This is a genomic window from Sorangium sp. So ce1504 (genome assembly GCF_051521635.1).
GTDB lineage: Bacteria > Myxococcota_A > Polyangia > Polyangiales > Polyangiaceae > Sorangium > Sorangium cellulosum_B.
In genome coordinates, this window is record NZ_CP150365.1 from 11,138,540 (window position 1) to 11,163,230 (window position 24,691).

At 70.4% G+C, this 24,691-nt stretch carries 21 protein-coding genes; 9 read left to right on the plus strand and 12 right to left on the minus strand.

The features are described from left to right. Window positions 1–7 precede the first annotated feature (7 nt). Together WMF39_RS41975 and WMF39_RS41980 are read left to right on the plus strand one after the other, a co-directional pair. Window positions 8–868, plus strand: coding sequence for a DUF692 domain-containing protein (locus WMF39_RS41975; RefSeq protein ID WP_437742053.1), 861 nt, complete (start codon window positions 8–10; stop codon window positions 866–868). Further along, complete coding sequence (locus WMF39_RS41980) at window positions 865–1,851, plus strand: HvfC/BufC N-terminal domain-containing protein (protein WP_437742054.1); 987 nt, start codon at window positions 865–867, stop codon at window positions 1,849–1,851. The genes WMF39_RS41975 and WMF39_RS41980 overlap by 4 nt, the downstream gene beginning before the upstream one ends. On the opposite strand, the gene cysW is transcribed toward WMF39_RS41980, so the two are convergent. The 4 genes from cysW to WMF39_RS42000 form a co-directional block, all read right to left on the minus strand. After that, window positions 1,817–2,719: a sulfate ABC transporter permease subunit CysW gene (gene cysW, locus WMF39_RS41985; protein ID WP_437742055.1), complete on the minus strand. Its 903-nt coding sequence runs from the start codon at window positions 2,717–2,719 to the stop codon at window positions 1,817–1,819. The two genes, WMF39_RS41980 and cysW, sit on opposite strands and share 35 nt — an antisense overlap. A 31-nt stretch (window positions 2,720–2,750) precedes the next feature. Then, a complete protein-coding gene (locus tag WMF39_RS41990; RefSeq protein WP_437742056.1) occupies window positions 2,751–3,671 on the minus strand; it encodes an ABC transporter permease subunit in 921 nt (306 codons plus the stop codon). After that, entirely contained in the window at window positions 3,671–4,729 is a 1,059-nt protein-coding gene (locus WMF39_RS41995) for a sulfate ABC transporter substrate-binding protein (protein WP_437742057.1), read from the minus strand. The genes WMF39_RS41990 and WMF39_RS41995 overlap by 1 nt, the downstream gene beginning before the upstream one ends. Before the next feature lie 409 nt (window positions 4,730–5,138). Further along, complete coding sequence (locus tag WMF39_RS42000) at window positions 5,139–5,756, minus strand: helix-turn-helix domain-containing protein (RefSeq protein WP_437742058.1); 618 nt, start codon at window positions 5,754–5,756, stop codon at window positions 5,139–5,141. 292 nt (window positions 5,757–6,048) lie between these two features. Here WMF39_RS42000 and WMF39_RS42005 point away from each other — a divergent pair, with 292 nt between their 5' ends. Then, on the plus strand, window positions 6,049–7,110 hold the full coding sequence (locus WMF39_RS42005) for a hypothetical protein (RefSeq protein ID WP_437742059.1): 1,062 nt from the start codon (window positions 6,049–6,051) through the stop codon (window positions 7,108–7,110). Here WMF39_RS42005 and WMF39_RS42010 read toward each other — a convergent pair. Beyond that, the gene (locus tag WMF39_RS42010; RefSeq protein WP_437748103.1) at window positions 7,081–7,914 is read right to left on the minus strand and encodes an AraC family transcriptional regulator; all 834 of its coding nucleotides are present in this window, start codon (window positions 7,912–7,914) and stop codon (window positions 7,081–7,083) included. The two genes, WMF39_RS42005 and WMF39_RS42010, sit on opposite strands and share 30 nt — an antisense overlap. Window positions 7,915–8,268: 354 nt before the next feature. On the opposite strand from WMF39_RS42010, the gene WMF39_RS42015 reads away from it, so the two are divergent. Next, window positions 8,269–9,426: a pyridoxamine 5'-phosphate oxidase family protein gene (locus WMF39_RS42015; RefSeq protein WP_437742060.1), complete on the plus strand. Its 1,158-nt coding sequence runs from the start codon at window positions 8,269–8,271 to the stop codon at window positions 9,424–9,426. 30 nt (window positions 9,427–9,456) lie between these two features. Here WMF39_RS42015 and WMF39_RS42020 read toward each other — a convergent pair whose 3' ends face one another. Further along, window positions 9,457–10,560 carry a metallophosphoesterase family protein gene (locus WMF39_RS42020; RefSeq protein ID WP_437742061.1) on the minus strand — a complete coding sequence of 368 codons (1,104 nt, stop codon included), beginning with the start codon at window positions 10,558–10,560 and terminating at the stop codon, window positions 9,457–9,459. Next, window positions 10,557–11,249: a hypothetical protein gene (locus WMF39_RS42025; protein ID WP_437742062.1), complete on the minus strand. Its 693-nt coding sequence runs from the start codon at window positions 11,247–11,249 to the stop codon at window positions 10,557–10,559. The genes WMF39_RS42020 and WMF39_RS42025 overlap by 4 nt, the downstream gene beginning before the upstream one ends. A 479-nt stretch (window positions 11,250–11,728) precedes the next feature. Between WMF39_RS42025 and WMF39_RS42030 the strand changes: the two genes are divergently transcribed. Next, window positions 11,729–12,643 carry a hypothetical protein gene (locus WMF39_RS42030; RefSeq protein ID WP_437742063.1) on the plus strand — a complete coding sequence of 305 codons (915 nt, stop codon included), beginning with the start codon at window positions 11,729–11,731 and terminating at the stop codon, window positions 12,641–12,643. Between the two features lie 8 nt (window positions 12,644–12,651). On the opposite strand, the gene WMF39_RS42035 is transcribed toward WMF39_RS42030, so the two are convergent. Further along, window positions 12,652–13,338, minus strand: a complete 687-nt coding sequence (locus WMF39_RS42035; protein WP_437742064.1) for a queuosine precursor transporter — start codon at window positions 13,336–13,338, stop codon at window positions 12,652–12,654. Window positions 13,339–13,492: 154 nt separating this feature from the next. Between WMF39_RS42035 and WMF39_RS42040 the strand changes: the two genes are divergently transcribed. After that, complete coding sequence (locus tag WMF39_RS42040) at window positions 13,493–14,692, plus strand: TIR domain-containing protein (RefSeq protein ID WP_437742065.1); 1,200 nt, start codon at window positions 13,493–13,495, stop codon at window positions 14,690–14,692. A gap of 83 nt (window positions 14,693–14,775) precedes the next feature. Here the strand turns inward: WMF39_RS42040 and WMF39_RS42045 are convergent, their stop codons facing one another. Further along, the gene (locus tag WMF39_RS42045) at window positions 14,776–17,094 is read right to left on the minus strand and encodes a helicase-related protein (protein ID WP_437742066.1); all 2,319 of its coding nucleotides are present in this window, start codon (window positions 17,092–17,094) and stop codon (window positions 14,776–14,778) included. 132 nt (window positions 17,095–17,226) lie between these two features. Next, the gene (locus WMF39_RS42050; protein ID WP_437742067.1) at window positions 17,227–18,255 is read right to left on the minus strand and encodes a hypothetical protein; all 1,029 of its coding nucleotides are present in this window, start codon (window positions 18,253–18,255) and stop codon (window positions 17,227–17,229) included. Between the two features lie 693 nt (window positions 18,256–18,948). Between WMF39_RS42050 and WMF39_RS42055 the strand changes: the two genes are divergently transcribed. Continuing rightward, window positions 18,949–20,547: a serine/threonine-protein kinase gene (locus WMF39_RS42055; protein WP_437742068.1), complete on the plus strand. Its 1,599-nt coding sequence runs from the start codon at window positions 18,949–18,951 to the stop codon at window positions 20,545–20,547. Here the strand turns inward: WMF39_RS42055 and WMF39_RS42060 are convergent. Then, the gene (locus WMF39_RS42060) at window positions 20,544–21,242 is read right to left on the minus strand and encodes a nitroreductase family protein (protein ID WP_437742069.1); all 699 of its coding nucleotides are present in this window, start codon (window positions 21,240–21,242) and stop codon (window positions 20,544–20,546) included. The two genes, WMF39_RS42055 and WMF39_RS42060, sit on opposite strands and share 4 nt — an antisense overlap. Window positions 21,243–21,565: 323 nt before the next feature. Here WMF39_RS42060 and WMF39_RS42065 point away from each other — a divergent pair, with 323 nt between their 5' ends. Continuing rightward, complete coding sequence (locus WMF39_RS42065; protein WP_437742070.1) at window positions 21,566–21,907, plus strand: hypothetical protein; 342 nt, start codon at window positions 21,566–21,568, stop codon at window positions 21,905–21,907. Window positions 21,908–22,471: 564 nt separating this feature from the next. Here the strand turns inward: WMF39_RS42065 and WMF39_RS42070 are convergent. Beyond that, window positions 22,472–23,572 carry an aldo/keto reductase gene (locus tag WMF39_RS42070; protein ID WP_437742071.1) on the minus strand — a complete coding sequence of 367 codons (1,101 nt, stop codon included), beginning with the start codon at window positions 23,570–23,572 and terminating at the stop codon, window positions 22,472–22,474. A gap of 165 nt (window positions 23,573–23,737) precedes the next feature. Between WMF39_RS42070 and WMF39_RS42075 the strand changes: the two genes are divergently transcribed. Further along, window positions 23,738–24,691 (plus strand): ArsR/SmtB family transcription factor, encoded by a 954-nt coding sequence (locus WMF39_RS42075; protein ID WP_437742072.1) that lies wholly within the window; start codon window positions 23,738–23,740, stop codon window positions 24,689–24,691.

Genomic DNA, 24,691 nt, shown 5'->3' on the forward strand with positions numbered 1-24,691 from the left:
GCCGCCGATGAGCGCGCCGCGAGGCCTGGCCGGCAGCCAGGCGCCCATGGAGCGTGCGCTCCCGCGAGGCGCGCTCGGCCTCGGGCTGCGCCCGCCGCACTACGACGCGATCGAGCGGCTCCGGCCCCCGCTGGGCTTCTTCGAGATCATCGCGGAGAACTACCTCGGCGCGTCGCCGCTGCCCCGGGAGCGGCTCCGGCGCATCGCCGAGCGCACTCCGATCGTCGCCCACGGCGTCTCGCTGAACCTGCTCGGCGAAGCCCCCCTCGACCGGGATCACCTGTCCCGGCTCAAGGATCTGATCCAGGAGCTCCGGATCCCCTATTTCACGGATCACCTCTGCTGGACGGCGTTCGAGGGCGTGACGCACCACGACCTCCTGCCGGCGCCGTACGATCCGGAGCTGATCCCGTACGCCGCCGGCCGGGCGTTCGAGGTCCAGGAGGCCCTCGGCGTCCCCTTCGGCATCGAGAACCTGTCTTCCTACGTCGGGTGGGAGCGCGACACGATGCCTGAGTGGGAGTTCTATCGCCGCGTGATCGAGGAGTCCGGCTGCTGGTGCATGCTGGACATCAACAACGTCTTTGTCTCCAGCGAGAACCACGGGTTCAATCCGCGCGAGTACCTCGACGGCGTGCCCTGGCACCGGGTCTTGCAGGTGCACCTGGCCGGCCACCAGGTCTTGCCCTCGGGCCTGCGGCACGACACCCACGATCGTCCGGTGTGCGACGAGGTATGGTCTCTCTACGAGGAGGCATGGCGCCGGGGCGGCCCTTTCCCGACGCTCCTCGAGTGGGACGCGGAGATCCCACCCTTGCACATCGCGCTCGCGGAGCTCGACAAAGCGCGGCAGGTGCGATCGCCATGAGCCCGAAAGGTGGAGATCCTCCGGGCTGGCTGCGGGAGCTCCAGCGCGACTTCACCGCCGTCCTCCGAGCGCCGCTCGACTCGAGCGCGGGCCGGTTCCGGGAGCGGCAGGAGCGGTATCCCGCGGGGCTCGTGGCGCAGGTGAAGGGCGGCCCCGGGGGCCTCGCGCCGGCGGAGCGGCTCGCGATCTATCACCGTCAGTACTGGATGCGCCTGTTCACCGGCCTGCAGACGAGCTTCCCGCGCGTGTCGCGGGCGATCGGCTGCTGGCACTTCAATCACCTGGCCGCGCTGCACCTCGAGGCGTGCCCGCCCCGTCACATCGATATCGACAAGAGCTCGTGCGGGTTCGCCGAGCGGCTCCGCAGCGCGCTGCGCGGCCCTGACGGCGCGCGCCGCGGTCGCCAACCGGAGCGCCCGGCGCGCGGGCACGAGGACGCGTGGCGCCGGCGGCTCGAGCTCTCCAGGGCGCCGCTCGCGATGGTCCGCCAGGCGCTGCGCATGGACGAGGCGGAGCGGCTCGCCTGCGAGTCGCCGTTCGAGGGCCTCTGGCGGCCGACGCCGGAGGAGCTCGCCACGCTGGCCGAGGCGCGGCTGCGCTTCGCGGTCTCCTTCACGCTGACCCACGAGGACTGGGACCTCGCGCGCTTCTCGCGGCTCGCGGGCGGCGATCTGGACGAGGGCCCCCTGGACGCGAGGCGTCGCCACGCGTCCACCCGCGCGTGGGTCTTCGCCCGGAGCGCCGCCGGCACGACCACGACCTCGGTGGATCCGCTGTTCGCCCGCCTGCTCGAGCGCTGCCGGGAGCTGCCGTTCGGGCAGGCCCTTGCCGCCGTCGAGCAGGGCTGTACGGCGGCGGAAGCAGCGCAGCTGCGGGCAAATCTGCAGGGCTGGATCGCGCTCGCCCTCTCGAGCGGCTGGTGGACGGGCCTCGCCGGCGTCGGGACCGCTAGCCGCGGTCCGTCTTCTTCAGCTCGCCCTTGAACCGCCACTCCACCGCCGCCTTCACGCCCAGCGTGATCACCGACACGCCGGCGAGGAGGCTGGCGACGGCGAACGCGGGCACGACGCGGACCATGTTGGCGTAGTAGACGCGCTCGACGTGGAGCGGCAGCGTCACCTGATCGGACGAGCCCGACGAGACCACGTACACGGCGCCGAACTCGCCCATCGCCCTGGCGGTGCACAGGATGACGCCATACAGGAGGCCCCAGCGGATGTTGGGCAGCGTGACGCGCCAGAAGATCTGCCATCCGTTCGCGCCGAGGACGCGGGCGACCTGCTCCTCCTCGGTCCCCTGGGCCTGCATCAGCGGGATGAGCTCTCGCGCGACGAACGGGAACGTGATGAACACCGTGGCGAGCACGATGCCAGGAAGGGCGAAGATGACCCGGGTGGAGACCTCGAGGCTCGTGAACCCGAGGCTCACCGCATAGGTCCTGTTCACGAACGCGCCGAAGAACCCGTTCGCCCCGAAGAGCAGGACGAAGCACAGGCCGGCGACCACCGGTGAGGTCGAGAACGGCAGATCGATCAGCGTGACGAGCAGGCTCTTGCCCCGGAACTCGAACTTGGCGACGGCCCACGCCGCCGCGACGCCGAAGAGCGTGTTGAGCGGCACCGCGATGGCCGTGGTGAAGAGCGTGAGCTTCACCGCGTGGAACGTCGCGCGGTCGAAGACCGCCTGTCCGTAGGCCCTCAGCCCCTCGCTGAAGGCGTGCCAGAACACCACCCCCAGCGGGAGGACGAGGAACACGCCGACGAGCGCCACGCACAGGCCGATCAGCAGCCGGCGCGCGCCGCCGCCCTCGGCGGAGAATGCCTTGCCTGCCCGGGAGCGCGCGGCGAGCATCTCGTGCCTCGGGTCCGCCGGCCGCGGGCGGTCAGCCCGCCGCCCTGCCTGCGTGGGCGCGCGCGGCGGCGCGCTGGAGCAGGTTGATCGCGAGGAGGAGCGCGAAGGACGCCGCGAGGAGCAGGACCGCGACCGCCGTCGCGTCGGCGTAGGTGCCAGTCTCGTTCACCTCGATCATCTTGATGATCACCTGGGACGCGATCTCGGTGTCCGGCCGATTGCCCGAGATGAAGATCACCGACCCGTACTCGCCGAGGCCGCGCGCGAGCGCCAGCGCGAACCCCGTGAGGAGCGCCGGCGCGAGCTCGGGCAAGACGACGGCGCGGAAGATCTGGAGCCGGCCGGCGCCGAGCGTCGCCGCCGCCTCCTCGACGTCCCGGCTCAGGTCCTCGATCACCGGCTGCACCGTGCGCACGACGAACGGCAGCCCGACGAAGGCCATCGCGATCACCACCCCGAGCGGCGCCAGGGAGATCCTGTCGTACACCGTCCACTCGATCGGCAACTCGCGCCACCCGCCGTGCGCGAACCCCCGCCACGCGGGCCACGGATACCGGAAACCCAGCCCGGAGAGCCACCCGCCGAGCAGACCGCTCTCGGCATACAGCGTCGAGAGCGCGATGCCAGCCACGGCCGTGGGCAGCGCGAAGGGCAGGTCGATCACCGCGTCGATCACGCGCGCGAACGGGAACGTGTACCGGCCGAGCACCCACGCGATGAGCAGGCCGACGACGACGTTGAGGAGCGCGGCGACGAGCGAGGCGCCCAGCGTGAACCGCACGGCCGCGGCGACCCAGCCGCTCGTGATCACCCGGAAGAACCGCTCCCACCCGAGCTCCGCCGTCTTCAGGAACAGCGCGGAGAGCGGCAAGAGGACCACGAGGCTCAGGTAGAGCACCGTGACGCCCAGCGAGAGCGAGAGCCCAGGGAGCACGCGCGCGCGGCGCGACATCACTTCTTCCGCATCTTGTCGAGCTCGGCCCCCTGGCTGAAGTGGACGCTCATCACGGTCGGCCAGTCGCTGAAATGGTCCTTGAACCGGAACAGCGAGAGCGGCCTGAGCCGCTCCGCGTGCTTCTTCGCGATCGCCTCGCTGTACGGGCGGTTGTAGCGCTTCGCGATGAGCTCCTGGCCCTCGTCGGAGAAGTGGAACTGGACGTACGCCTCGGCGACGTCCTTGACGCCGTGCCGCTCGGCGACCTTGTCGACGACCGCGAGGGGGACCTCGATCGTGATCGAGTCCGAGGGGACGACGACCTCGAACTGGTCGGCCGTGGCCGGATCGGCCGCGATCTGGAGGATCTCGTTCTCCCAGCCGAAGAGGACGTCGCCCGTGCGCTGCACGATGAAGCGGGTCGACGAGCCGCGCATGGCCGGGTCGAGGATGGCGTCGTCATAGACCTTCGCCGTGAACTCGCGCGCCGCGGCCTCCGCGTCCGTCCGGCCCTCGGCCTTCGCCTTGCGCGCGGCGTGCGCCCAGGTCGACAGGTAAATCCACCGCGCCCCGCCGCCGGTCTTCGGATCCGGGCACAGCGCCACGACCTCGGGTCGCGCGAGGTCCTCCCAGCCCTTCACCTGCTTGGGGTTGCCCTTGCGGACCAGGAAGATGACGGCGGACGTGTACGGCACCGAGCCGTTCGGCAGGCGCTCCCGCCATGTCGCGGGGAGCAGGCCCGCCTTGGCGATGGTGTCGATGTCGAAGTCGACCGACAGGGCGGCGACGTCCGTCTCCTTGCCGGCCGCGATGTCGCGCGCCTGCTTGCCCGACGGGCCGTGATCGGTCTCCACGTCGACGTCCCTGCCGGTCGTCTGCTTGTACCACCGCTCGAACGCCGGATTGAGCTCCTGGTAGAGCTCGCGGGTGGGGTCATAGGATGCGACCGAGAGCTTCGCGACCCGGCCTTCCGCGCTCGCGTCGGGCGCGGTCGCCGTCGTCTTCTCCTCGCACCCGGCGGCGGCCAGGAGCAGGGTGCCCAGCGCGAGCGCGGAACGGAGCAGGGCTGTCTTCATCGATCGTCGCCTCCGGGGGGAACGGCGGCCACTCTACCGCCGAACAAGGCGCTTGTCGCGACGAGTGCGCCCGCGCGATCCAGGCGCGGGCGACGGCCTCCGGCCGCTCATCCTCGTCGATCTACAGCGGTTTCCGCCCACCTCTGCGACGTGCAGAGCAGAGCGGCGGTCATACATGCAGAGCAGAGCGGCGGTCATACATGCAGAGCAGAGCGGCGGTCATACATGCAGAGCAGAGCGGCGGTCATACATGCAGAGCAGAGCGGCGGTCATACATGCAGAGCAGAGCGACGGTCACCCGCACAGGAGACGGGCCCAGATCGGCGTTTTCGGCGCGCAAGCGCACTCCGGTGCGCTGAGCACCGAAAACGCCGAGGTGGGCCCGTATCCGAAGCGGGTGACCGTCGCTCTAGGCGGCCGCGCTCCCGCGGCCGGATGCGCCGTTTCCCCCGTCGTTGAGCTTCGCTTCGTGCTTTGCGACCCACTTGCGGAGCCGCTGCGACAGCGGTGACCGTCCGTTTTCGTAGTTGGCGACCGAGCTGCGCGCGAGGCCGAGCTTTTCGCCGAGCTCGGCCTGCGAGAGCCCGAGCTTCTCGCGAAGCACCTTCAGCGTCGTCGAGCCCGCCGCCGCTTGCGCGCGCGCCGGCGCGCTCGGACGGGTGGGCGGCACGGCCTCGACCGCGCGCCCGGCGCGCTGCGTGCGCTCGACCGCCACCGGCTGCGACTCCGTGCGGGCGCCTTCCGGCGCGGTGCGCCGCGCGACGGGCGCTCGGACGCTGCTCGTGCTCCCCGCGAGCTTCTCGCCGCAAAACGGGCAGAAGTCGAACGCGAGGACCTTGCCCGCGTCGGTGCGGAACTCGACTCCCTGGATCGACGCGGGGATCCCTTGCGCGCGGCGCTCTTCGCTCGCCCACCCGTACACGAGCGTGAGCCCGCGCTCCTCTTGATTCACCGGTAGCCCGGTCTGACTCATCCGAAGGCAGACCGTCCTGCCGTCGCGCGTGCACTGTCGTCCGATCATGGGCATCGTCATCTCCTCTTTTCCGTGCGGGCGCAGGCGTACCCGGTCGAACTTTTGCGCAGTACTGCTCACCTGTCAAGGTGGACACACGCCAGGTCGAACTTTTGCGCGATACTGTTCATTTGTCAAGGCAGAACAACGGGGAGCCTGGGCGAGGAAGAGGCGATGATGTAGGGATCGTCCACGAGCTCGTCCTCGTCCTTTTCACTTGTTCACTTGTGTTCACTTGTCAGCTCCAGCGTGAACCCGCGCGCGGAGTGTCCACGTGCCCTCGCGTTCCTGGGGGAGCTTGCAGCCGATGAGCCCCGTCAACGTTTACCACTGCCAGCGATGCATCGCGCCGCTGGAGGTCCCGCCGGGCAGCCGCACGATCGTGTGCCGTTACTGCGGAACACACAACGAGCTGCAGCGCCCAATCCCGTCCGTGGCCGCGCCTCGCCCCGCTGCGGCGCCGAGCCGTCGCCCCGCTGCGGCGCCGAGACGCACGTTGGCGGCGATCCTCCTCGGGGTCGCCATCGCGATCGCCATGATCGTGAGCATCGCCGTGCTGGCCCCGCGGGGCGCGCGGGTCCCCGAACCGTTCCGCGGCCCGCTCGAGCTGGAGTGGTCGAACGAGCGCAAATTCGTCGTCAAGTCCGACGAAGCGCTCCACGGCGACGTCGCCATCTTCGAGGGCACTTACCAGATCACCTTCCACAGCTTCCCGGAAGGCACCAGGTGGAAGGTCGGGGAGAAGAGCGGGCGCATCGAGAGCACTATCTATGACATCATCAAGCTCGACAATGTCGAGGGCCAGCTCGGAAGAGTTCCAGTCGCCAGGTACCGCGATACCCTGCTAGGACCCAAGGCGAAGCTCGAGATCGAGCTCCCCTCCGGACAGGCAGCTTCCATCGAGCTGCGCCAGGTCGACGCCGCCATGTCCGTCCTGTCGGTGCTCGATCGCGTCAAGAATGGGCCGGTCCTCTTCGAAGGCGAGCCGAAGCAGGAGAGCGATCTGAGCAGCGTGCTCCTCCTCGAGACGGCTTCCATGAAGCTCTTCGGCCAGGCGGTCCTTCTGCAAGACGTGGATCTGGTGGCCATCACGCGCCGGCTCCCGGAGATCAAGGGCCGAAAGACGTGCACCGGGTACAAGGACCGCGCGGGCGAGCCGCTCGCCGACCTGACGATCCGGTTCAAGGAGACCGAGGCCACCGTGCTCGATAGGCGGACCGGGGCCGTCGTGCAGAAGAAGGTCTTTCCGCCGGATGAAGAGTGCCCGATGTTCCGGTTGTCGATCGACGGCGATCGCGAGCGAGAGCAAGACAGCTACCCGCCGACGCGGGACATCGAGTCATGGCTGAGCTCCTTGGTCCAGCGTTAGCCGGCCGAGACGACGGGCCATGTACCGCGCCGGCGACACGCCGAGCGCCTTGCGGAACATGGTGACGAAGCTGCTCGCGCTCTCGTAGCCGAGATCGCTCGCGACGCTCTGCACGCTCGCTCCGCGCGAGAGCCGCTGGAGGGCCAGGACGATGTGGAGCTGCTGGCGCCAGCGACCGAAGCTGAGGCCGGTCTCCCGGACGAGCAGCCGGTTGAGGGTCCGTTCGCCGACGCCGATCCGGCGGGCCCACGTGCCCATCGTCGCGCCGTCGGCGGGGTTCTCCGCCATCGCATCGACCAGCTTTCGGAGGCGCTGATCGGCCGGCATCGGCAGGCGATGTTTCTCGATCGTCGCCGCCGCCAGCTCGTCGAACAGGACGGCCACGAGCCGCGCATCCGGCCCGTCGAGGTCGTACAGCGCGGGGCGCGCCGCGAGACGGACGAGCAGCTCGCGAAAGAGCGGCGTGACCGAGACGGCGCAGCACTCGGCCGGCAGGCTCGGAGCCACGTCCGGCTCCATGAAGACGCCGTAGCCCTCGAGCGGCGCGCGCCCTCGTATCTTGTGGAGCACTCCGGCGGGGATCCACAGCGCCGAGCGCGGTGGGACGATCCACAGGGCGTTCGACGCCTCGCACGTGACCTCGCCGCGCTCGAGGAAGAACAGCTGTGACTCGCGGTGGCTGTGGAACTCGCTCTCCAGCCCGCCGGTGACCATGCTCAGGCCGACGGCGTTGGCGGGCCGGGCGAGCGTGCTTCGCCACTGGCCACGATCCTCGCGCGCGAAGCGACGCGAGAGCGACTCCATCGCCTCGGCCGCCGACGCGCGTGGCTCGTTCGCGATCTGGACGTCGCCGTGAAAGGTCCACCCGGGGGAATCGATCGACGACGACGCGGGCGGGGCTGACGAGCCTTTCGTGGTGGAGCCGGCGGAGGGCGATGCCGATGCCGATGCCGTTGATGACACGGGCGACGCGGGGCGCTTCCTTCGCTTCGAACCCATGGCCGGATTGCAAAATAAAATGTCCTCATTTCGGAATGCGGTCAAGTTCGCCGGCTGCGATGGTTCCTCTGCGCGCTCTGGCGGCCGTGCCGGACTCCGGCGGCCGTGCCGGAGCCCGGGAAACCGCTCTTCGGTGGGCAGGAAGGCAGAGGCTCTTCGATGCGGAAGGTGATGACCGCGCAGCAGATCGAGGCGATCGTCGGCGCCCCGATCCCGGCCGTGCGCATGAAGCAGATCGGCGCCCTGGACGAGGGATGTCGGCGCGTCCTCGCCAATGCTCCGGTCGCCGGCTTCGGTTTTCGTGACGAACAGGGAGGCTGGCGCAGCACCTTCGTCGGAGGCGCCCGCGGCTTTGCGCACGTGGAATCGCCGAAGCGCGTCCGGTTCGAGCTACCGGCGAGGCACCCGACGCCGAAGTCCGGCAGCGGCGCCTCGTTCGTCTTCCTCGTGCCGGGGATCGGCGAGACCCTCCGGCTCAACGGCTCCGTGGCCGAGCGACGCGGCGGCCGGATCGTCGTCACCGTCGAAGAGGCCTTCGTGCACTGCGCGAGGAGCATCCTCCGATCCCGCCTCTGGGAGGGGCCGCGCGCTCGCGCCGCGGCCGCTGTCGAGCCGCCATTGCCGCGTGATGGCGCGCGCCACGAAAGGGAAGGCGGACCCCTCGGCGATCCGAGCGTTGCTCGCTTCCTCGCATCGAGCCCCTTTGCCGTCCTCTCGTCGTGGGACGCTGCGGGCTCGGGCGATACGAGCCCGCGAGGAGATTTCCCGGGCTTCTTGCGGATCCTCGACCGCGAGACGCTCGTCATCCCCGATCGCCGGGGAAACCGGCGGACCGATACGTTCCACAACGTCGTGACGTGCGACCAGGTCTCCCTCGCGGCCGTGGTTCCAGGGCGCGACGACGTTCTGCACGTCAGCGGCACGGCGTGCGTCACCGACGAGCCGGCGCTCTTGTCGACCATGGCGCTCGCGGGAAAGCCACCGCAGGCCGCGCTCGTCATCCGCGTGGAGCGCGCGGAGCTCCTGGCGAACGAGGCCCTGCAGCGGTCGAAGATCTGGCAACGCTCCGCCGACGTCGACGCGGGCGCCGTCCCCGATCTGATGGCGCTGGCGACTCAGCACCTTGCGCTCAACAAGGGCGGCGGCGCGAAGGCGACGATGATTCGCCTCCTCGGCAGCGGCGCCGGCGCTTTCCCGAGGCTCCTGCGCTGGCTCATCGATCTCGGTTACCGCAAGGGGCTGACGGACGAGGGCTACGACCGCGGCGCGACGAGGGCGGACGACCCGGACAACCAGCGCGAAGGTCGCCTGCGATGACGATCGGCTCGGACAGCGAAGCGATCCGGTTCAATCCACGCGGACCACGGCGACCTGCGCAATCTTGGCGGGGGGCTCGACGTCGACCGTGACGAAATGGCGCCCGATGCCGTCGAGCCGCTCGGGGATCGCGCCGCCGCCGCCCGAGATGTACGCAGGGATCCCCGCGTTCTCGAACGCATAGAACGAGTGGATGTGGCCGTAGAACGTGAGATCCACGCGCCCGTCCGCGAGCATCGTGAGGAGCTTGTTCGCCTCGGCGCGGCTCGCGAATGCGCCGTTGCGGGAGCCCACCGGGTCGAGGGGCGCGAGGTGCATCGTGACCACGTGCAGGAGATCCTGCCCCTCGGTGAGCCAGCCGTCGAGCCACCCGTAGGCGAGCGGATCGATCGTCGCGCTCGCCGAGTCGAGCATCGTGAACTGCACACCCCGGAACGCGAAGCGGTAATTCCCGCGGCCAAACCACTCGTGGTAGAGGTCGTCCCGCGTGCCGAGCTCGTGGTTGCCGAGCGTCGCATAGCAGGGAAAACGGAGCGTCTTCATCTCGCGCTGGAATCGCTCGAGCTGCTCGGGCGAGCCCCGCGACGTGAGATCGCCGCTGATGAGCGCGAAGCGGACGCCCTCCGCCTCGTTCATTTTCGCGTAGATGTCCTGAACGCGGTCGATGTCCTCCTGGACGTCGGCGAAGACCGCGAACCGCCACGGCTCGCGCCGCGCCTCGTCCGGCGGGCGCAGCGAGAGGGTCGCCTCGGCGCCGGGCGGCAGGGAGAGGCGGAAGGTGCGCTGGGTCGGAAACGGCGCCTCGACGAGCTCCACGGGCACGCGCTCGTCCCCGACGCGCGCCGACAGCTCGGCGTCGGCGAGCATGTTCTCGATCGTGATCTTCCACGGCCCGCCCGCCTCGTCGGTGAGGCGGATCGAGAGCGCAGGCGCGCTCGCCCAGAGCGCGAGCTCGCCCGCGTCGAGGCGGCGGATCGCCGCGAGCCCCTCGTCCACGGCGACGCGCGCCTTTCCGCGTGAGGCCTTTCCCACCTCCAGGTCGCGGCGCGCGCGGCCCTCGGCCACGTCCAGACAGGAGAGGGCGAGCGGCGCGGTGAGGGCGATGAGCGCGAGGAGAGCGTCTCTCAGGATCATGGCGAGTCTCCAGGGCGAAAGAGCAGCGCGAGGCGCCCGACGTACGCGGAGCCCGCCTTCACGTCGGCGAGCAGGCCCCAGCGGGGCGAGGCATAGAGCCGGCCCTCCAGGCCGAAATGGCCCGGGACGCCGCTGCCGAGGCCGGGGAGCTTCGCGCCGCCGACGTACCCGTCGTGCCGGTGGTCGTAAACCACCTTGGCCTCGCCGCGCGGATACCCCGCGTGCCCGAGGTACGCGCCGAAGGCGAAGTGGGGAATCAAGAGCTCGTTCCCCTCGAGCGGGCGGCGGCCGTGGCGGTAGCCCTCGACCGCGATCCCCCAGCCCATCTCCGCGAACGAGCCCCGCAGCGTGCGCCCGAGGTGGGCGAGATCGAGCCGGCCCTCGAGGCTGACCTCGCCGGTGGTGATCGAGAAGTCGTCGGAGGTGTAGCGGTGATGGGTGAGCGCGCCCTCGATCTCGAGGAACGAGCCGTCCGCCGCGCGCGGGCCGTCCGCCGTGCCGGGGCCGATGAAGCGATGCGCGGCCTCGACGCGGAGGCGCGCATTGTCGTCGTTCAAGGCAAACCAGCCGGAGCCCGAGAGGCGGAGGGAGCTCAGGCGCAGATCCATGCCTGGCACGAGAAACGTGCAGTACGCGAACGTGGGGTCGTGGACGTAGGCGAATCCGAGCTGCGTCTCGACCCAGGGCAACGACGAAGCACCGCGCCGGCCGCAGCGACGGCGCGGCGCCCGGCGGAGACATCCTTCGTCGGCGGCGCCGCGGTCGCCGGCGCCCCGCCTGGCGCGGCCATGGCCGGGGGGATTGGCGCGCCATCACCCGCCTCGACCTGGGCCGGCGCGACCACGAGGAGGAGCGCCAGGGTGAGGACGTGGCCTGTGGTGCGCGGGGGCCTCAGCATCGAGCTCTGCGTGGCGGGCGCCTACCGTGGCACGGCCGTGCCGGCTTTGCACGCGTCGAGAGCATCCGACCCCGCCGCCCTCGACCATCGGTCCTGAAGAGCTCGCGGCGACCGAGGGCCCGCCGATCACGTCGAGATGACCTTCGTTCACGTCGCGCCGGAGTCGACGTGGCCGACCGGGCAGCTCCTCCAGCACACGGGGCCCGTGACGCTGTAGCCGTCGCCGCAGGTCGGATAGTGTTGTCCGGCAACCAAGGAGAAGCCGCGAAGATGATCCGATCCTCACGCGCCGCGACGGCGGCCATGACAAGCCTGTTCCTGCTCCCGCTCGGAGCGTGCGTCACGGTGTCGGGGGCCCGGCCTCCCGCGGCGGCCACCGCCCCATCACCCAGCCCGGAGCCCGCGGCCCCTGCGACGAGCCCCGCTCCATCCGCGACCGCGCCGGCGACAGCCGCCACCGCGCCGGCGACAGCCGCGCCGGGCCCGGCGGCCCCCGCGGTGGTGGATCTCGATGCGCTCTACAGAGAGGCGATCTTCAAGTCCGCCGTCGTCACGCCCTCTGCCGCGCGCAAGCTCGTGCCGCTCAAGCCCGACGCGAACGGCACCTACACCGTGACCACCTGGGCCGGCTGCCGGGGCGACGGCGGACCGAACAAGTGCGGCGCCTACGTGGCGCAGCAGCCCGTGAACGTGAAGTGGGACGTGTGGGTCACGAGCAACGGCGAGCTCCAGAACAAGTGCAAGACGTGGACAGGCGATGTGGTGCTCCAGATCCACCAGGTCCTCGGCATGTCAGCCCCGCAGCCGCCGCTCCCCGCGGACACGACGGAGCGGCAGTTCGTCACGTTCTCGGGGGTGCCGGCCGCGAGCATCTTCCGCCCGTGCACGGACGCCCGCGTCGACACCGACTCCTGCGACGGGACGAAGCTGCCTGAAAAGCAGCCTTCACTGGCGCCGGCCGACTACTACAGGTGGTTCACGAACCATGCGATGTCGTCGTGGCAAGTGCCGGAGAAGGGTCAGACGCCCACGGGCTTTCCCTGGACCAGGCTGGGCTATTCGTACAACTGGGCGCCGGGCGCGGACATCTACGGGGCGTCCGAGTACGTCGTCTCCGGCGGCGCGAAGGCGGTGAAGCTCACCGTCGCCGCCGTCCAGACGGCCAAAGATTTCTGCAAGCCCTGAGCAGCGGGCTATGCCTGCGGCCCCGGGGCGTCCTCGCTCTTCTTGTCGGGCACGAGATAGATGCCCGGCAGGCTTATCAGGGTCATGGCGAGCTTGGTCGCCAGATTGATGGCGAAGATCTGCCGGATCACGTCGAACGGCAGGACAAAGGCAAAGGCGCCGAAGCAAAACAGCAGGTTGTCGACCGGAACGCTGACGGCGTTGCTCGCAAGGACCGCGAGCCACTGGCGCCTGGGGCCCGCTTTTCTCAAATAGGCCTCGCGGACCCGATGGAAGACTTCGGTGTCCAGCAGCTCGCTCACGACCTCCGCGACGATGCTCGCGAACACGATTCGCCACACCGGGCTCAGGATCGCCGAGAACTGATCGCCGAGCCCCCAGGACGGGTCAGACGGCACTTGTGCGGCCCAAAGAAGATAGAGGGCCATGAGGAGATTGGCCCCGCCGGCGCAAAGGATCAACGTCTGGGCGCCGCGCTTGCCGATGGTCTTGTGGACCATGTCCCGCAAGGTGAAGGTGAGGGGATAGATAAAGGTCCCCATATCCACGGCCAATGAGAAGACGACGCCGATCTTGAGGCTTGCGATCTGACTGATGAGCTGCGCCGCGATATAGAACGAGATGACGACGATGGCCGCCGGCCTGACGGCGTTCGTCAGATCTTGGCTCGCGTTCCTGGACGACGATTCGGACATGAGAATTGTCTCGTTTTCAAGGCAGGTTCGGGGACCGCCGCAGTTGTGAGACCGGGTGGGTCGATCGCACGGCTCCGCGAGCCTAGCACTACTGCGGGAAGTCGGAGGGGGAAGCGAACCGCCATGACGCCAAGGGCGCCAAGAAACCAGGGAAATGAGAGGGGAAAATGCCGCCCCCGTTTCCGTGCTCGCGCGGCCACGGTCGGCAGGCGCGGGGGCCAGCAGGATCGACCTCGCGCACGCCACGAATTCCTGCGCGTTCGTCGCCGATCCTGGTATGCTCGCGAGCGTGGCCGATCTGGCGATCGACGTCTTCATCTCCTATGCGCATGCGGACGAGGCGCTGAGGAGTCGCCTCGATAGCCATCTAGGCCCGCTCGTCCGACAGGGGCTCATCCGTCCCTGGCACAGAGGACTGATCGGGGCCGACGAGGAACGGAGCGCTGCGGCCGCCACCCGGCTCGCGCAGGCCCGTATCATCTTGCTGCTGGTAAGCGCCGATTTCCTGGCGGACGACGAGTGCGGCGCCGACGTCGAGCAGGCGCGTCAGCGGCTGCTGACCAGCGACGGCGCGCGGGTGATTCCGATCATCTTGCGCCCGTGCGACTGGAGCGCTGCGGCGTTCGCGTTCCTGACGCCCCTCCCCGCGGACGGCGAGCCGCTGGCAAGCTCTCCTGACCCCGAGATCGCCTGGGCCGACGTTGCAGCGCGCATCGAGCAAGCCGTCGTCGCGACGCGCCTCACGCGGCCGAGCGTCACCCCGGGACAGCCGCGCCGCGCGAGCGCCGCAGGACAAGTTCGAGTAAGCGGTGTTGTCCTGCGGAGCATGGATCGGACGCTCATCGACGAGTGCGGCAGGAGCGCACGCGACCTGGTCGTGGCGCAGATGCCCGAACACTGCCGCGACGACCTCCGCCATGAGTCGCTCGATTTGCTCGCGAGATACGATCTCGAGACGCTCACGACCTACATGGATCTCGCCACGTCGCTGGTCCTGCGGGATCCCAAGCGCTGGCGTGACTTCGGTCGACTGGCGGTCAGCGGCGACCTGCACCAGTTCGTGCGCCCAGTTTACGCGGTGCCGACGGTGAACGTCGTGCCCGTCCTGCACCATACGACCAGCATCTTGTCGTGCCTCTTTACGTCCGGATCTTGGCGTGTTGACACCGGATTTGCCTGGAAGGTGGTGCTGACCATCGGAGATCTCGGGCCCCCTTCGGTGCTGCTTCGTTTGTGGATTGTAGGGGTCATGGAGGAGATCGTGCGACGCGCTATGTCGAGCGACGTCAACTGGGCTATTACGCACGGCGAGTCGAGAGATACCCCCGAGCTTACCTGTGAAATCAGCTTGTGAGGGGATGAGGGACTCAAGGATGAATGCTTGTCGCAACGCGCGCGTCGTTTCGCGAGGCTGTCGCCGGCCCCCTCTCCTCTCCCCTACCCCAGCAGCGACGCCGCCACCCTCGGCGCCTCCCGCGCGGAGCACCCCATCCAGCCCGAGAGCCGCTCCGCCGGCTCGCCGCTCGCGAGCGCCCGGAGCACCCGCTCCGCCACGTCCGCGCGGAGCGCCCGCGTCCCGAACACCGGGTAGCCGATCGCCGCGTAGGCCTTGGGATCCACGCCCCGCGCGACCGCCATCGACACCGCGCCGGGCGCCGGGCACGCGGGCACCCGGCCGCGGTCGAACCAGGCGGCGCACAGCGCGAGGCGGCGCTCGAGCGCGCCGCGCCGGAGCAGCGGCTGCACGTAGAGCACGCGCTCGCCCACCTCGATGCCGCGCGCCGCGAGCAGCGCCCGGCCCTCCGGCGCGAGCTCCGCGACCTGCTCCTCCGCGTCGCGCGCCGCCGCCGTCCCGAGCCCCTGCTCCAGCTGGTAGACGATCCCCCGCGCCGCGGCCGGGAGCGCGCGCACCTCGGGCGAGCGCAGCGGCGCGAGCAGCGCCTCGACGAGATCGCGCGCGAACGCCACGAGCCGCCGGAGCACGCGCGACCGCGCCCCCGCGCCGAGGTCCTCGAGCGCGGCGAGCCGCACGTCGGGCAGGAGCAGCGTCGGGCCGCGCGCGAGCTGCCCGAGCAGCCGCTCGCCGTCGAAGATCCGCCCGCCCACGTCGACCGAGAACCGCTCGTGCGGCGCCCCGACGAGCGCCTCGACCCAGCGCGCCCGATCGTCCTCGGGCGCGAGCGCCGCGGGCCCCGGCGCGAGCCGGGCCCTGAGCGCCGCGATCGGCGCGAACGGGTGCCCCGCCGGCACCGCCGGCGGCTCGGCCTCCGCGCGCCGCTGCGTCGAGGGCGCGCCCGGCGACGACCGCGCGCCCGACGACGACCGCGAGCGGCGCGCCGCGCCGCCGCCCCGCTCGACGAAGCGCTGCACAAGCCGCTCGTGGAGCGCGTCGCTCAGGCGATCCTCGATCGCCCGCGTGCGCTCCTGCCACGCCGCCGCGTCGCGGACCCAGCGCGGGTGGTTCGAGATGTACGTCCACGTCCTGATCGACGCGATCCGCGTGATCAGCGTGTCGATGTCGCCGGCCACCTCGTCGATCTCGGCCACCCGGGCGGCCATCCAGCCGGCGTCGAGCGCCGCGCTCGGGCCCGAGAGCTGCCCGTAGATCTCGGCGAGGAGCGCGACGTGCGACTCGAACAGGAGCTTGCGGAAGTCGGGGATGCGGCAGACCTCCCAGAGGAGCCCCACCGCCTCTTCACCCCGCGCGCGCGCTCGCACCTCCGGGTCCTCGGCGAGCCTCGCCAGCGCGGCCGTGTCCTCCGCGTCGTCGACGAGCCTCAGCGAGCGGGCGCGCGGGCGCGCCCTGAGCGACGCGAGGAGCGCGTCGATCGAGCTCATGTCGAGCTCGCTGCTCCGCCAGAGCAGCCGCCGCACCGGGGGGAACCGGTGCGCCTCGATCGCGGCGGCCACGCCGTCGGGGAGCGAGAGCGGCGCGACGGTGCCGAAGGTCCCGTCCGCGAGGTGCCTGCCCGCGCGGCCGGCGATCTGCGCGAGCTCGGCGGGGTCGAGGTCGCGCACGGCGCGCCCGTCGAACTTGCGGAGCGCCGCGAACGCGACGTGGCGCACGTCGAGGTTGAGGCCCATGCCGATCGCGTCGGTGGCGACGAGGTAGTCGACCTCGCCCGACTGGAAGAGGGCGACCTGCGCGTTGCGGGTGCGCGGCGAGAGCGCGCCGAGCACCACAGCCGCGCCGCCCCGCTGCGCGCGCAGCCGCTCGGCGATCTCGTAGACCTGCGGGGTCGAGAACGCGACGACGGCGCTGCGCGGCGGCAGCCGCGAGAGCTTGCCGGCGCCGGCGCTCGCGAGCCGCGAGAGGCGCGGGTGCTGGACGATGCTGGCGGTCGGCACGAGCTCGGCCATGAGCGGCCGCATCGTGTCGGCGCCGAGGAACCAGGTCTCGCGCCGGCCGCGCGAGAGGAGCAGGCGCTCGGTGAACACGTGGCCGCGCTGGTCGTGCGCGGCGAGCTGGATCTCGTCGATGGCCAGGAAGTCGACCTCCAGATCGACCGGCATCGCCTCGACGGTGCACACCCAGTAGTCCGGCCGCCTGGGGACGCGCTTCTCCTCGCCGGTCACGAGCGCGACGCGGGCCTCGCCGACTTGGGTGCTCACCCGGTCGTAGACCTCGCGCGCGAGCAGGCGCAGCGGCAGGCCGATCATGCCCGAGTCGTGCGAGAGCATGCGCTCGATGGCGCGGTGGGTCTTGCCGGTGTTGGTCGGGCCCAGGACGGCGGTGATGGGGGAAGCGTCGACCATGGCGCACGCAGCTTAGTACCGGACGCCGCAGCTACGCCCCCGCGCGACGCGCCGAGGGCGTGCGCCTCGGGTCCTTGCGGCCGGGCGGGCTCGTCCTCGGGCTCGCCGAGCCTGATGGCGCCGGCTATCGTGTCAGCGCGCCGTCGGGTCCGCGAGCCAGGCGGCGAGCGCTTCGGGCGGGAGTGCCAGCTTGGCATCGTCGAGGCGATCGGCGCCGAGGCGCTCGAACCGCTCAGCCAACACGGAGTGCTCCATCTCGGTCAGCGGTCGGCCCAGCTTCTTCTCGAACTGCATCGCCAGCACCCGGAGCTGTCCCTCCTTGATGCCCTCCTTGATGCCCTCCTTGATGCCCTCCTTGATGCCCTCCTTGATGCCCTCCTTGCGCCCCTCTTGGAGGGCCTCCTTCCGCGCCTCGTCGCGGAGCGACTGCTTGAGCTGCTCGAACCACTGCTGAACTTCTGTCACGATCTCCTCCTCTTCCGCGTCTTCCGTCGTGCGCGCCGAGGGCTCGGCCGGGACCTCGAAGCGCAATCGTACCAGCCAAGGCAGGGCAATGCTCCTCTCCCAGGCGTCGTCGGGCAGGGCGATGAGCTCACGGATGGCATCGCGGAGCACGGCGCGTGCGCCGAGCAGGCGCAGGAGCAGGGTGTCTCGGACGCGCGGCAGCTCGGCGATGGCAACGAGGTCGATCTGCCATCCCGGCGCGGCCCGGTAGAGGCCGGGGCGCCCGGGCACCGGGTCGAAGCCGAACGCGTCGAGCACGGTGGCGGGCCGGCCGCTGCTGAGGACGCACAGCCGCGGGAAGGGCACGGCGCCGCCAGCGCGGCGCTCGAGCTCGTGGTGCCAGTGGAGCTGCTTGCGGACGCAGCCGCGCAGCTCGGCCGGACCGGGGGTGTCGTGGAAGAGCTCGAACTGGCAGGGCTCCGCCGCGAGCTCGCCGAGCAGGCCGAGCTCTGCGCGCAACGCGGCGCGGGCGGGATCGGGCACGTACCAGATGTCCATGGTCTGAGAAGTTGAGATGACCTCGACCTGAGTGTCGGCGCCGCCGGTGAGAGCGAGGGTCTCGCGCAGGACGTTCTTGCCGAACGCGTCGTATCTGATGCGCATCGGTGCGGTGACGAGAATGGGATTTACCGAACGTGCCAGCAAGCCAATTTTCACGCGGGGCATGCTGTTTTTGCGAAGCGAGGGAGAGCGTCATCGCGTATGGGGAGGAGGAGAATCGGGTTGTTACATGCGCCGCGTCGATGTCATTCAGAAATCGCGTATTCAGCGCTGTACCGCCACGGCGCTGGGGGGCGCGAATCGATGGATAGGAGAGTGGTAGTTCGTCGGGCGGAGGTTCGGGGTGCGCGTGCGCGTACCGGGGGAGAGCGCGAAGGACGCGGCGGCCGAAGGCGTGGGCCTCAACGCTGGGGATCGAGCTCCTGCGCACGCAGCGCGCTGGCCCGTGTCACGGACGAGCGCGGCAGCTCGCCCTTATCTCTGGACTGCATCGGCGTCGGCGATCGGCGGGTGCCGAACGCCTGAATAGTCGGAAAATTTCACCATCATTGCGTGCACGGAGCGAAGCCTGGGTCACCTGGGCGAGAGCAGCTCCTCCCTCTTCAGCGACATCGACCCCTCGCCTCGAGGTCGCGGAGCGCCCATGGGGTCGGGCGAAAAGCCTGCCGATGCGGGGGAGGAGAAGATGCGACAGCAGCCCGCTCGCGCTCGGCCTTCGTCGCGTCGCCGCGCCCGTGGCATGATGGGGCGAGATGCCGGCCGCTGTAAGGAGCACGACATGGGGCCCGGCCTCTGCTAGACCGCGGAGGCCCGAACGGAACGACGCTGGGACGCGGAAGGCTCGATCGCATGCTGTCGCTTGAGGCGGGGAGCGTCGTCGGTGGGAAGTATCGCCTGGAGCGGCCGCTGGCGGGCGGCGCCATGGGCTTTCTCTGGGTGGCCCGGCACCTCCAGCTGGACGTCGAGGTCGCGCTCAAGTTCATGATGCCGCAGCACGCCGACTCTCCCGTCGCGCGCGCGCGGTTCGAGCGGGAGGCGAAGGCCTCGGCCCAGCTCCGGACCCCCCACGTGGTCCACGTCTACGACTACGGCCTCGAGGGCGACACGCCCTACCTCGCGATGGAGCTGCTCGAGGGAGAGGACCTCGCGGCGTACCTCGCGCGCCACGGGCGCCTCGAGCCGGAGGAGCTGCTCGGCATCGTGAGCCAGGTGTCCAAGGCGCTCCGCCGCGCGCACGAGGTGGGGCTCATCCATCGCGACCTCAAGCCGGCGAACATCTTCCTCGCGCGGCAGGGCGAGGAGATCGTCAAGATCCTCGACTTCGGGGTCGCCAAGGCGATCGGCACCGGGCTGGCCGCCGACGCGACGAAGACCGGCACGCTCATCGGCTCGCCGCACTACATGAGCCCCGAGCAGGTGCGCCGGAGCAAGACGATCGACTTCCGCAGCGATCTCTGGTCGCTCGGCGTGATCATCTTCCAGTGCCTCACGGGCCAGCTGCCCTTCCCCGGCGAAGAGCTCGGCGACGTGCTCGTGGAGATCTGCACGGGCGACATTCCGGTCGCCTCGCAGCTCGCGCCTGCGCTGTGGCCCGAGCTGGATCGTTTCCTGGAGCGCGCGCTCAAGCGCGAGCCCGCGGAGCGCTTCCAGAGCGCGAGCGAGCTCGCCCGCGCGTTCGCCGCGGCGGTGCAGCGCACGGCGGTGCCGGACTCGCGCGACTCGCTGGACTCGACCGAGGCGCAGGCTCACGGCGTCGCGCAGGCTCACGGCGCCGCGCCGGCTCTCGGCATCGCGCAGGCTCTCGGCATCCCGCCGGCTCACGGCGCCGCGCCGGTCCTCGGGGGCGGCACCGTGGCCCTGGACGACGCGGTGACCGCCGGCGGCACGCTGGCGGCGGGCGGGACGGTCGTCGAGGACCGCACGCGGGTCCCGGGTGGCGTGGTGGGCCCGGGCGACACGCTGGCCGCGGGCGGCACGCTGACCGCCAGCGGCACGCTGGAGGCCGTTGGAGGCGCGCTGCCCCCGCCCGTGGATCGTCGCGCCCCGTCGCGGGCGGTGCTCGCCGTGGCTGCCAGCGTGCTCGTGGTCGGCCTGGGGATCGCCGCCGTCGTCCTGCTTCGCTCGCCTGCTCCCGAGGTCACCGCTGCCCCCGCGTCGACGTCTCCGCCGGACGCTCCGGCGTCCGCTGCACCGCCGACACGGGTGGAGGAGGTGCCTGCCCTGCCTCCCCCGGACGCGAGCGCCGTCCCCGCCACGCCGGCATCGTCGGCCCCGACCAGCGCGGCCTCCGCCTCGGCGCCCCCCCCATCGGCCGCCCCCCCACCTGGCGCCGCAAAGGCCACGCCAAGGCCTGCGCGCCCGCAGGCGCCTCCCCCGGCCAGGCGGCCCTCTCAGGGGGCGCCCTCCAGCAAGGGCGCTTCCGAGAAGGATCCGACCTTCGGCTTCTAGTATCCCGTCTCCTCTGAAGAGCGCGAACTAGAACCGTCGATGAACTTGACCGTCTCGTCGAGCGGCGCCCGGCCCGTACGGGTGTAACCGACCGTGGGGTCCTCGTAGCCGATCGACATGCCGCAGAAGAGGATGAGCCCGTCCGGGGGTGACAGGACCTGCGCGACGGTCTTGCGAACCTGCGACCACGCCATCTGCGGGCAACTGTGCAGCCCTTCGGCGCGCAGCAGCAGCATGACGGTCTGCAGATACATCCCGGTGTCGGCCCATTGGGCCGGGCCCAGGTCACGGTCGATGTAGCAGAACAGGGCGGCGGGCGCGCCGAAACAGTCCCAGTTGGCGATCGCGGCCCTCTGCCGCGCCTCCCAGTCCTCGCGAGCAATGCCGAGCGAGGCGTAGCGCTCCCTGCCGAAGGCGGATCGGCGCTCTCTGTACGGGGACTTCAGTCCCGGCGGGTACATTTCGTACTCCCGCTCGTCCCAGGGGTCGCCCGCAGCGACGCGCGCCACGGCGAGCCTCTTGAGCTCAGCCAGCGGCGCGCCGGTCACCACGTAGGTGTTCCATGGCTGGAGGTTCGATCCGGATGGCGACCAAGCCGCTGCGGATAACACGCGCTCCAGCACCTCCCTCGAGACGGGCTGGTCGGTGAATCCGCGCACCGCCCGTCGGCTCCTGACTGCCTCATAGACGTCCATGATCGCCTGCCTCTCCCGATCTGCTCATTGAAATCACAATCCTAATCGACGACTTGGCCAGGATCGAATCGCCGCGCGGCGGAGCGGGACCGACTCGGGCGGAGAGTGAAAGCAAATGGGTTCCGGAAGGCAAGGGGCATCTCATCTCACATCGCAGTGGGCAGAACATGCCATCCACCATCCTGGGCAAGTCGTCGAACAGGTTCGTGATTCATTGACATGGCGCACCACTGGACATCGTGCACCGCCGGCGGGTCCCCACGCTCGAATGGCACCAGGGTGAGCCGAAGCAACTGGCGCGCGGCCGGCCGCGGACCCGCGGTTTGGCCGCACCCGCCGAGAGGCGCCCACCGTGTCGACATCACCCGCCCTGGCGGGCGTGTCCGCCCAGACCGCGGCGGTGCGGCGACGCCCCCCTCCCGCTGGCCGATCACCTGGAGGACATCCAGGAGCCGCTCTTCTACCTCGGCGCCGCCGGCGGCTTCGGCGATCACGGCCTTTACACCACCACGCTCATCGCCTCCACGAACGTCACCGCTCATGTCGTCAGGCGCCTCACGCCCGCGCGCGAGGACGAGGACTTCGGGCACGGCGACCCGCTCTACGCCGCGGACGCCGTCGACCAGGTCCGGGCGCCGCTCGCGCGGTGGCTCCTCCACCACTGAAGCCCCGCGGGGAGCGCGCCGGGTCCTCCGAACCGGTGCGCTCCGGGCTGCACGACGAGCGAGTTACCCCGGGCTCGACACGTCCGGCGATGGTTGGGGGCGGCGCTTCCAGCCCCTCGAAACTCCAGTTCCCTGGTTTCTTGGCGCCCTTGGCGTCATGGCCGTTCGCTTCCCCCTCCGACTTCCCGCAGCAGTGCTAATGCCCGGACGACATGGCCGGCGCGTGCTCGACCAGGCACCCCGGCATATCGGACATCGGCCCGCGCCTGGGCGGCGAGGCGCCCCGGCATATCGGACATCGGCCCGCGCCTGGGCGGCGAGGCGGTCGGCCATGTCGGAGATGCAACCCTGATTCATTCACTCTCCTGGGAAAGCGACGGTAGTTCAACAATCGATCGATGCCGTCGGCGGCGCTCTCTCTTGTGGGGCTAGAAAATCCACACGCTCGGGCACGTGCAGCGGCTGGCGCGCGCGGGGCGCCGGCGGAGGAGCAGGGCGCCTGCGCGGCGACGTCCGTGGCGAGGCTTGCCCCCCTTGCGTTGGGAGCCCCCGCCGGGCTCCCGCTCAGAGATTCGCGGTCGTCAGCCAGTGGGGGTTCTTCGTCGTGCCGTCGAAGCGCTCCGTGGTCTTGAAATGCTCGTGTTCTCCTCTGGCCCCGAGCTCGGCGGTGCGCGCGAGGATCGCCGAGACGCGCTCGCTGCCGAGCGGCTGGAACGTGTAAGCCGCCTTGAGCGCCTGCTTGAGGACACCCAGGCTGTCGCAGCCGGTGATGACCACCGACGTCGGCAAGCTCATGGGATAGTGCAGGCAGGTTATCGGCGAGACCACGCCCGCCTTCGCGATCTCCCCGCCGGCGAACGGCTTCATCCCCAGCACCCCGATGCCCTGCTGCGTCAGCACCGGGAGCACCGCCTTCTCGAAGCTCCGGTAATGGGGATCCAGGACGTTGAGAGGCATCTGCACGGTGTCGAGCGGGACGCCCTGCCGCTCGGCCATCTTCAGCATGGCGAGGTGGATGTCCGGGTCCTTGTGCCCCGTGAAGCCGATGAACCGGATCTTGCCGGCCTTCTTCGCGGCCACGAGCGCCTCCATCGCGCCGCCGGGCCCGTAGATCTGCTCGGGATCGCTCATCCGGATGATCTCGTGCATCTGCACGAGATCGATGACGTCGGTGCGCAGCCGCCGGAGCGACTGCTCGAGCTGCGCCTCGGCGGTCGCCCGGGTGCGGCCGTCGAGCTTGGTCATCAGGAAGACCTTGCTGCGGTATCCGTCCTGGAGCGCCTTGCCCATGCGCTCCTCGCTCTTGCCGTCGTGGTAATCCCAGCAGTTGTCGAGGAAGGTGACCCCGTGATCGATCGCGAAGCGAACGAGCCGGATGCTCTCCTGCTCGTCCGTGGGGACCGCCATGTGGTAGCCGCCGAGGCCGAGGAGGCTGACCTTCACGCCGGTCCGCCCGAGGGTCCTCGTCGGCATCACGCCGCCCGCCGGCAGCGCGACGTCCTCTTCGTCTGGCGCCCCGGAGGAAGGCCCCTCGGGAGGCTCCAGAGCGCCCGCGCCCGGGGATGTAGCGTTTTGCCGCAGCTGCGCGCTCCCCGCACACGCGCCGAGCGCGAGGCTGGCGCCCGCGGCGTGGAGGAAGATCCGCCGAGAAGGTCGCTTCGTCATGACAGGGCAACGCTCCTTTCAGGGCGAAGCCCGACTGCAGGGGACATGCCATGCGAACACAGGCACGAGCGTGGCGCGCAGCCCTCGGCGCTCCTCGGGCACCGCCGCGCTTGACTCCGGCAGCCGGGGCCTCTATGACATTCGCGCATCGAGATACATGAATACATGAGTCTTTCCGAATACATCGAGACGCTGAACCTCCTCGGGGACGAGAGCCGGATACGGCTCTGCGTGCTCCTCCGCGAGCGCGAGCTGCGGGTGACGGATCTGGTTCGCGTGACGGGCATCGCGCAGTCGCGCGTCTCGACGCACCTCGGGCGGCTCCGCGAGGCGGGGTTCGTGCGGGATCGGCGCCAGGGGCCGCAGTCGTTCTATGCGCTCGCGGTCGATACCCTGCCCGGGACCGCGAAGGCCCTCCTCGATGAGGCAACGAAATCGCCCGACCCGACCCTGGAAGGCGACCAGCGGCGCCTCCTGGAGCTCGACGCCGAGCGGCGCGGCGGCCTCCCCGAGTCCTTCGCCGGCGAGATGGAGAGGCACTACTCCCCGGGCCGCACATGGCAGTCGCTCGCGGTCGGCATCGCCGCCTTGCTCCGCCTCGGCGACGTCCTCGACGTCGGATCGGGCGACGGCGCGGCGGCCAGCGCGCTCGCGCCTTACTGCCGCTCGCTCACCTGCATCGACTCGAGCAGCCGGATGATCGAGGCCGCGAGAGAGCGGTTCTCGACCCAGCCCCACGTCCGCGTCCAGGTCGCCGATGTCCAGGCGCTGCCGTTCGGAGACGCCTCCTTCGACTCGGTCCTCGTGTTTCACACGCTGACCTACGCCGAGGACCCGCCGCGGGCGCTGGAAGAGTGCGCCCGCGTGCTCCGCCCGGGCGGTCGCGTGGTCATCCTGTCGCTCGACGCGCACCAGCAGCGCGAGATCACCGTGCCCTACGGCGAGCGCCACCCCGGCTTCTCGCCCTCCGACATCCGCGCCATGCTCACCCGCGTGAAGCTCGATGTCGCCGCGTCCGAAGTCGCCTGCCGCGAGACAAAGAAACCCCATTTCCAGGTCGTGCTCGCCATCGCCGACAAGCCGACCCCCGGTCCCTCCAAGAGCGCCAAGCGAGGCTGA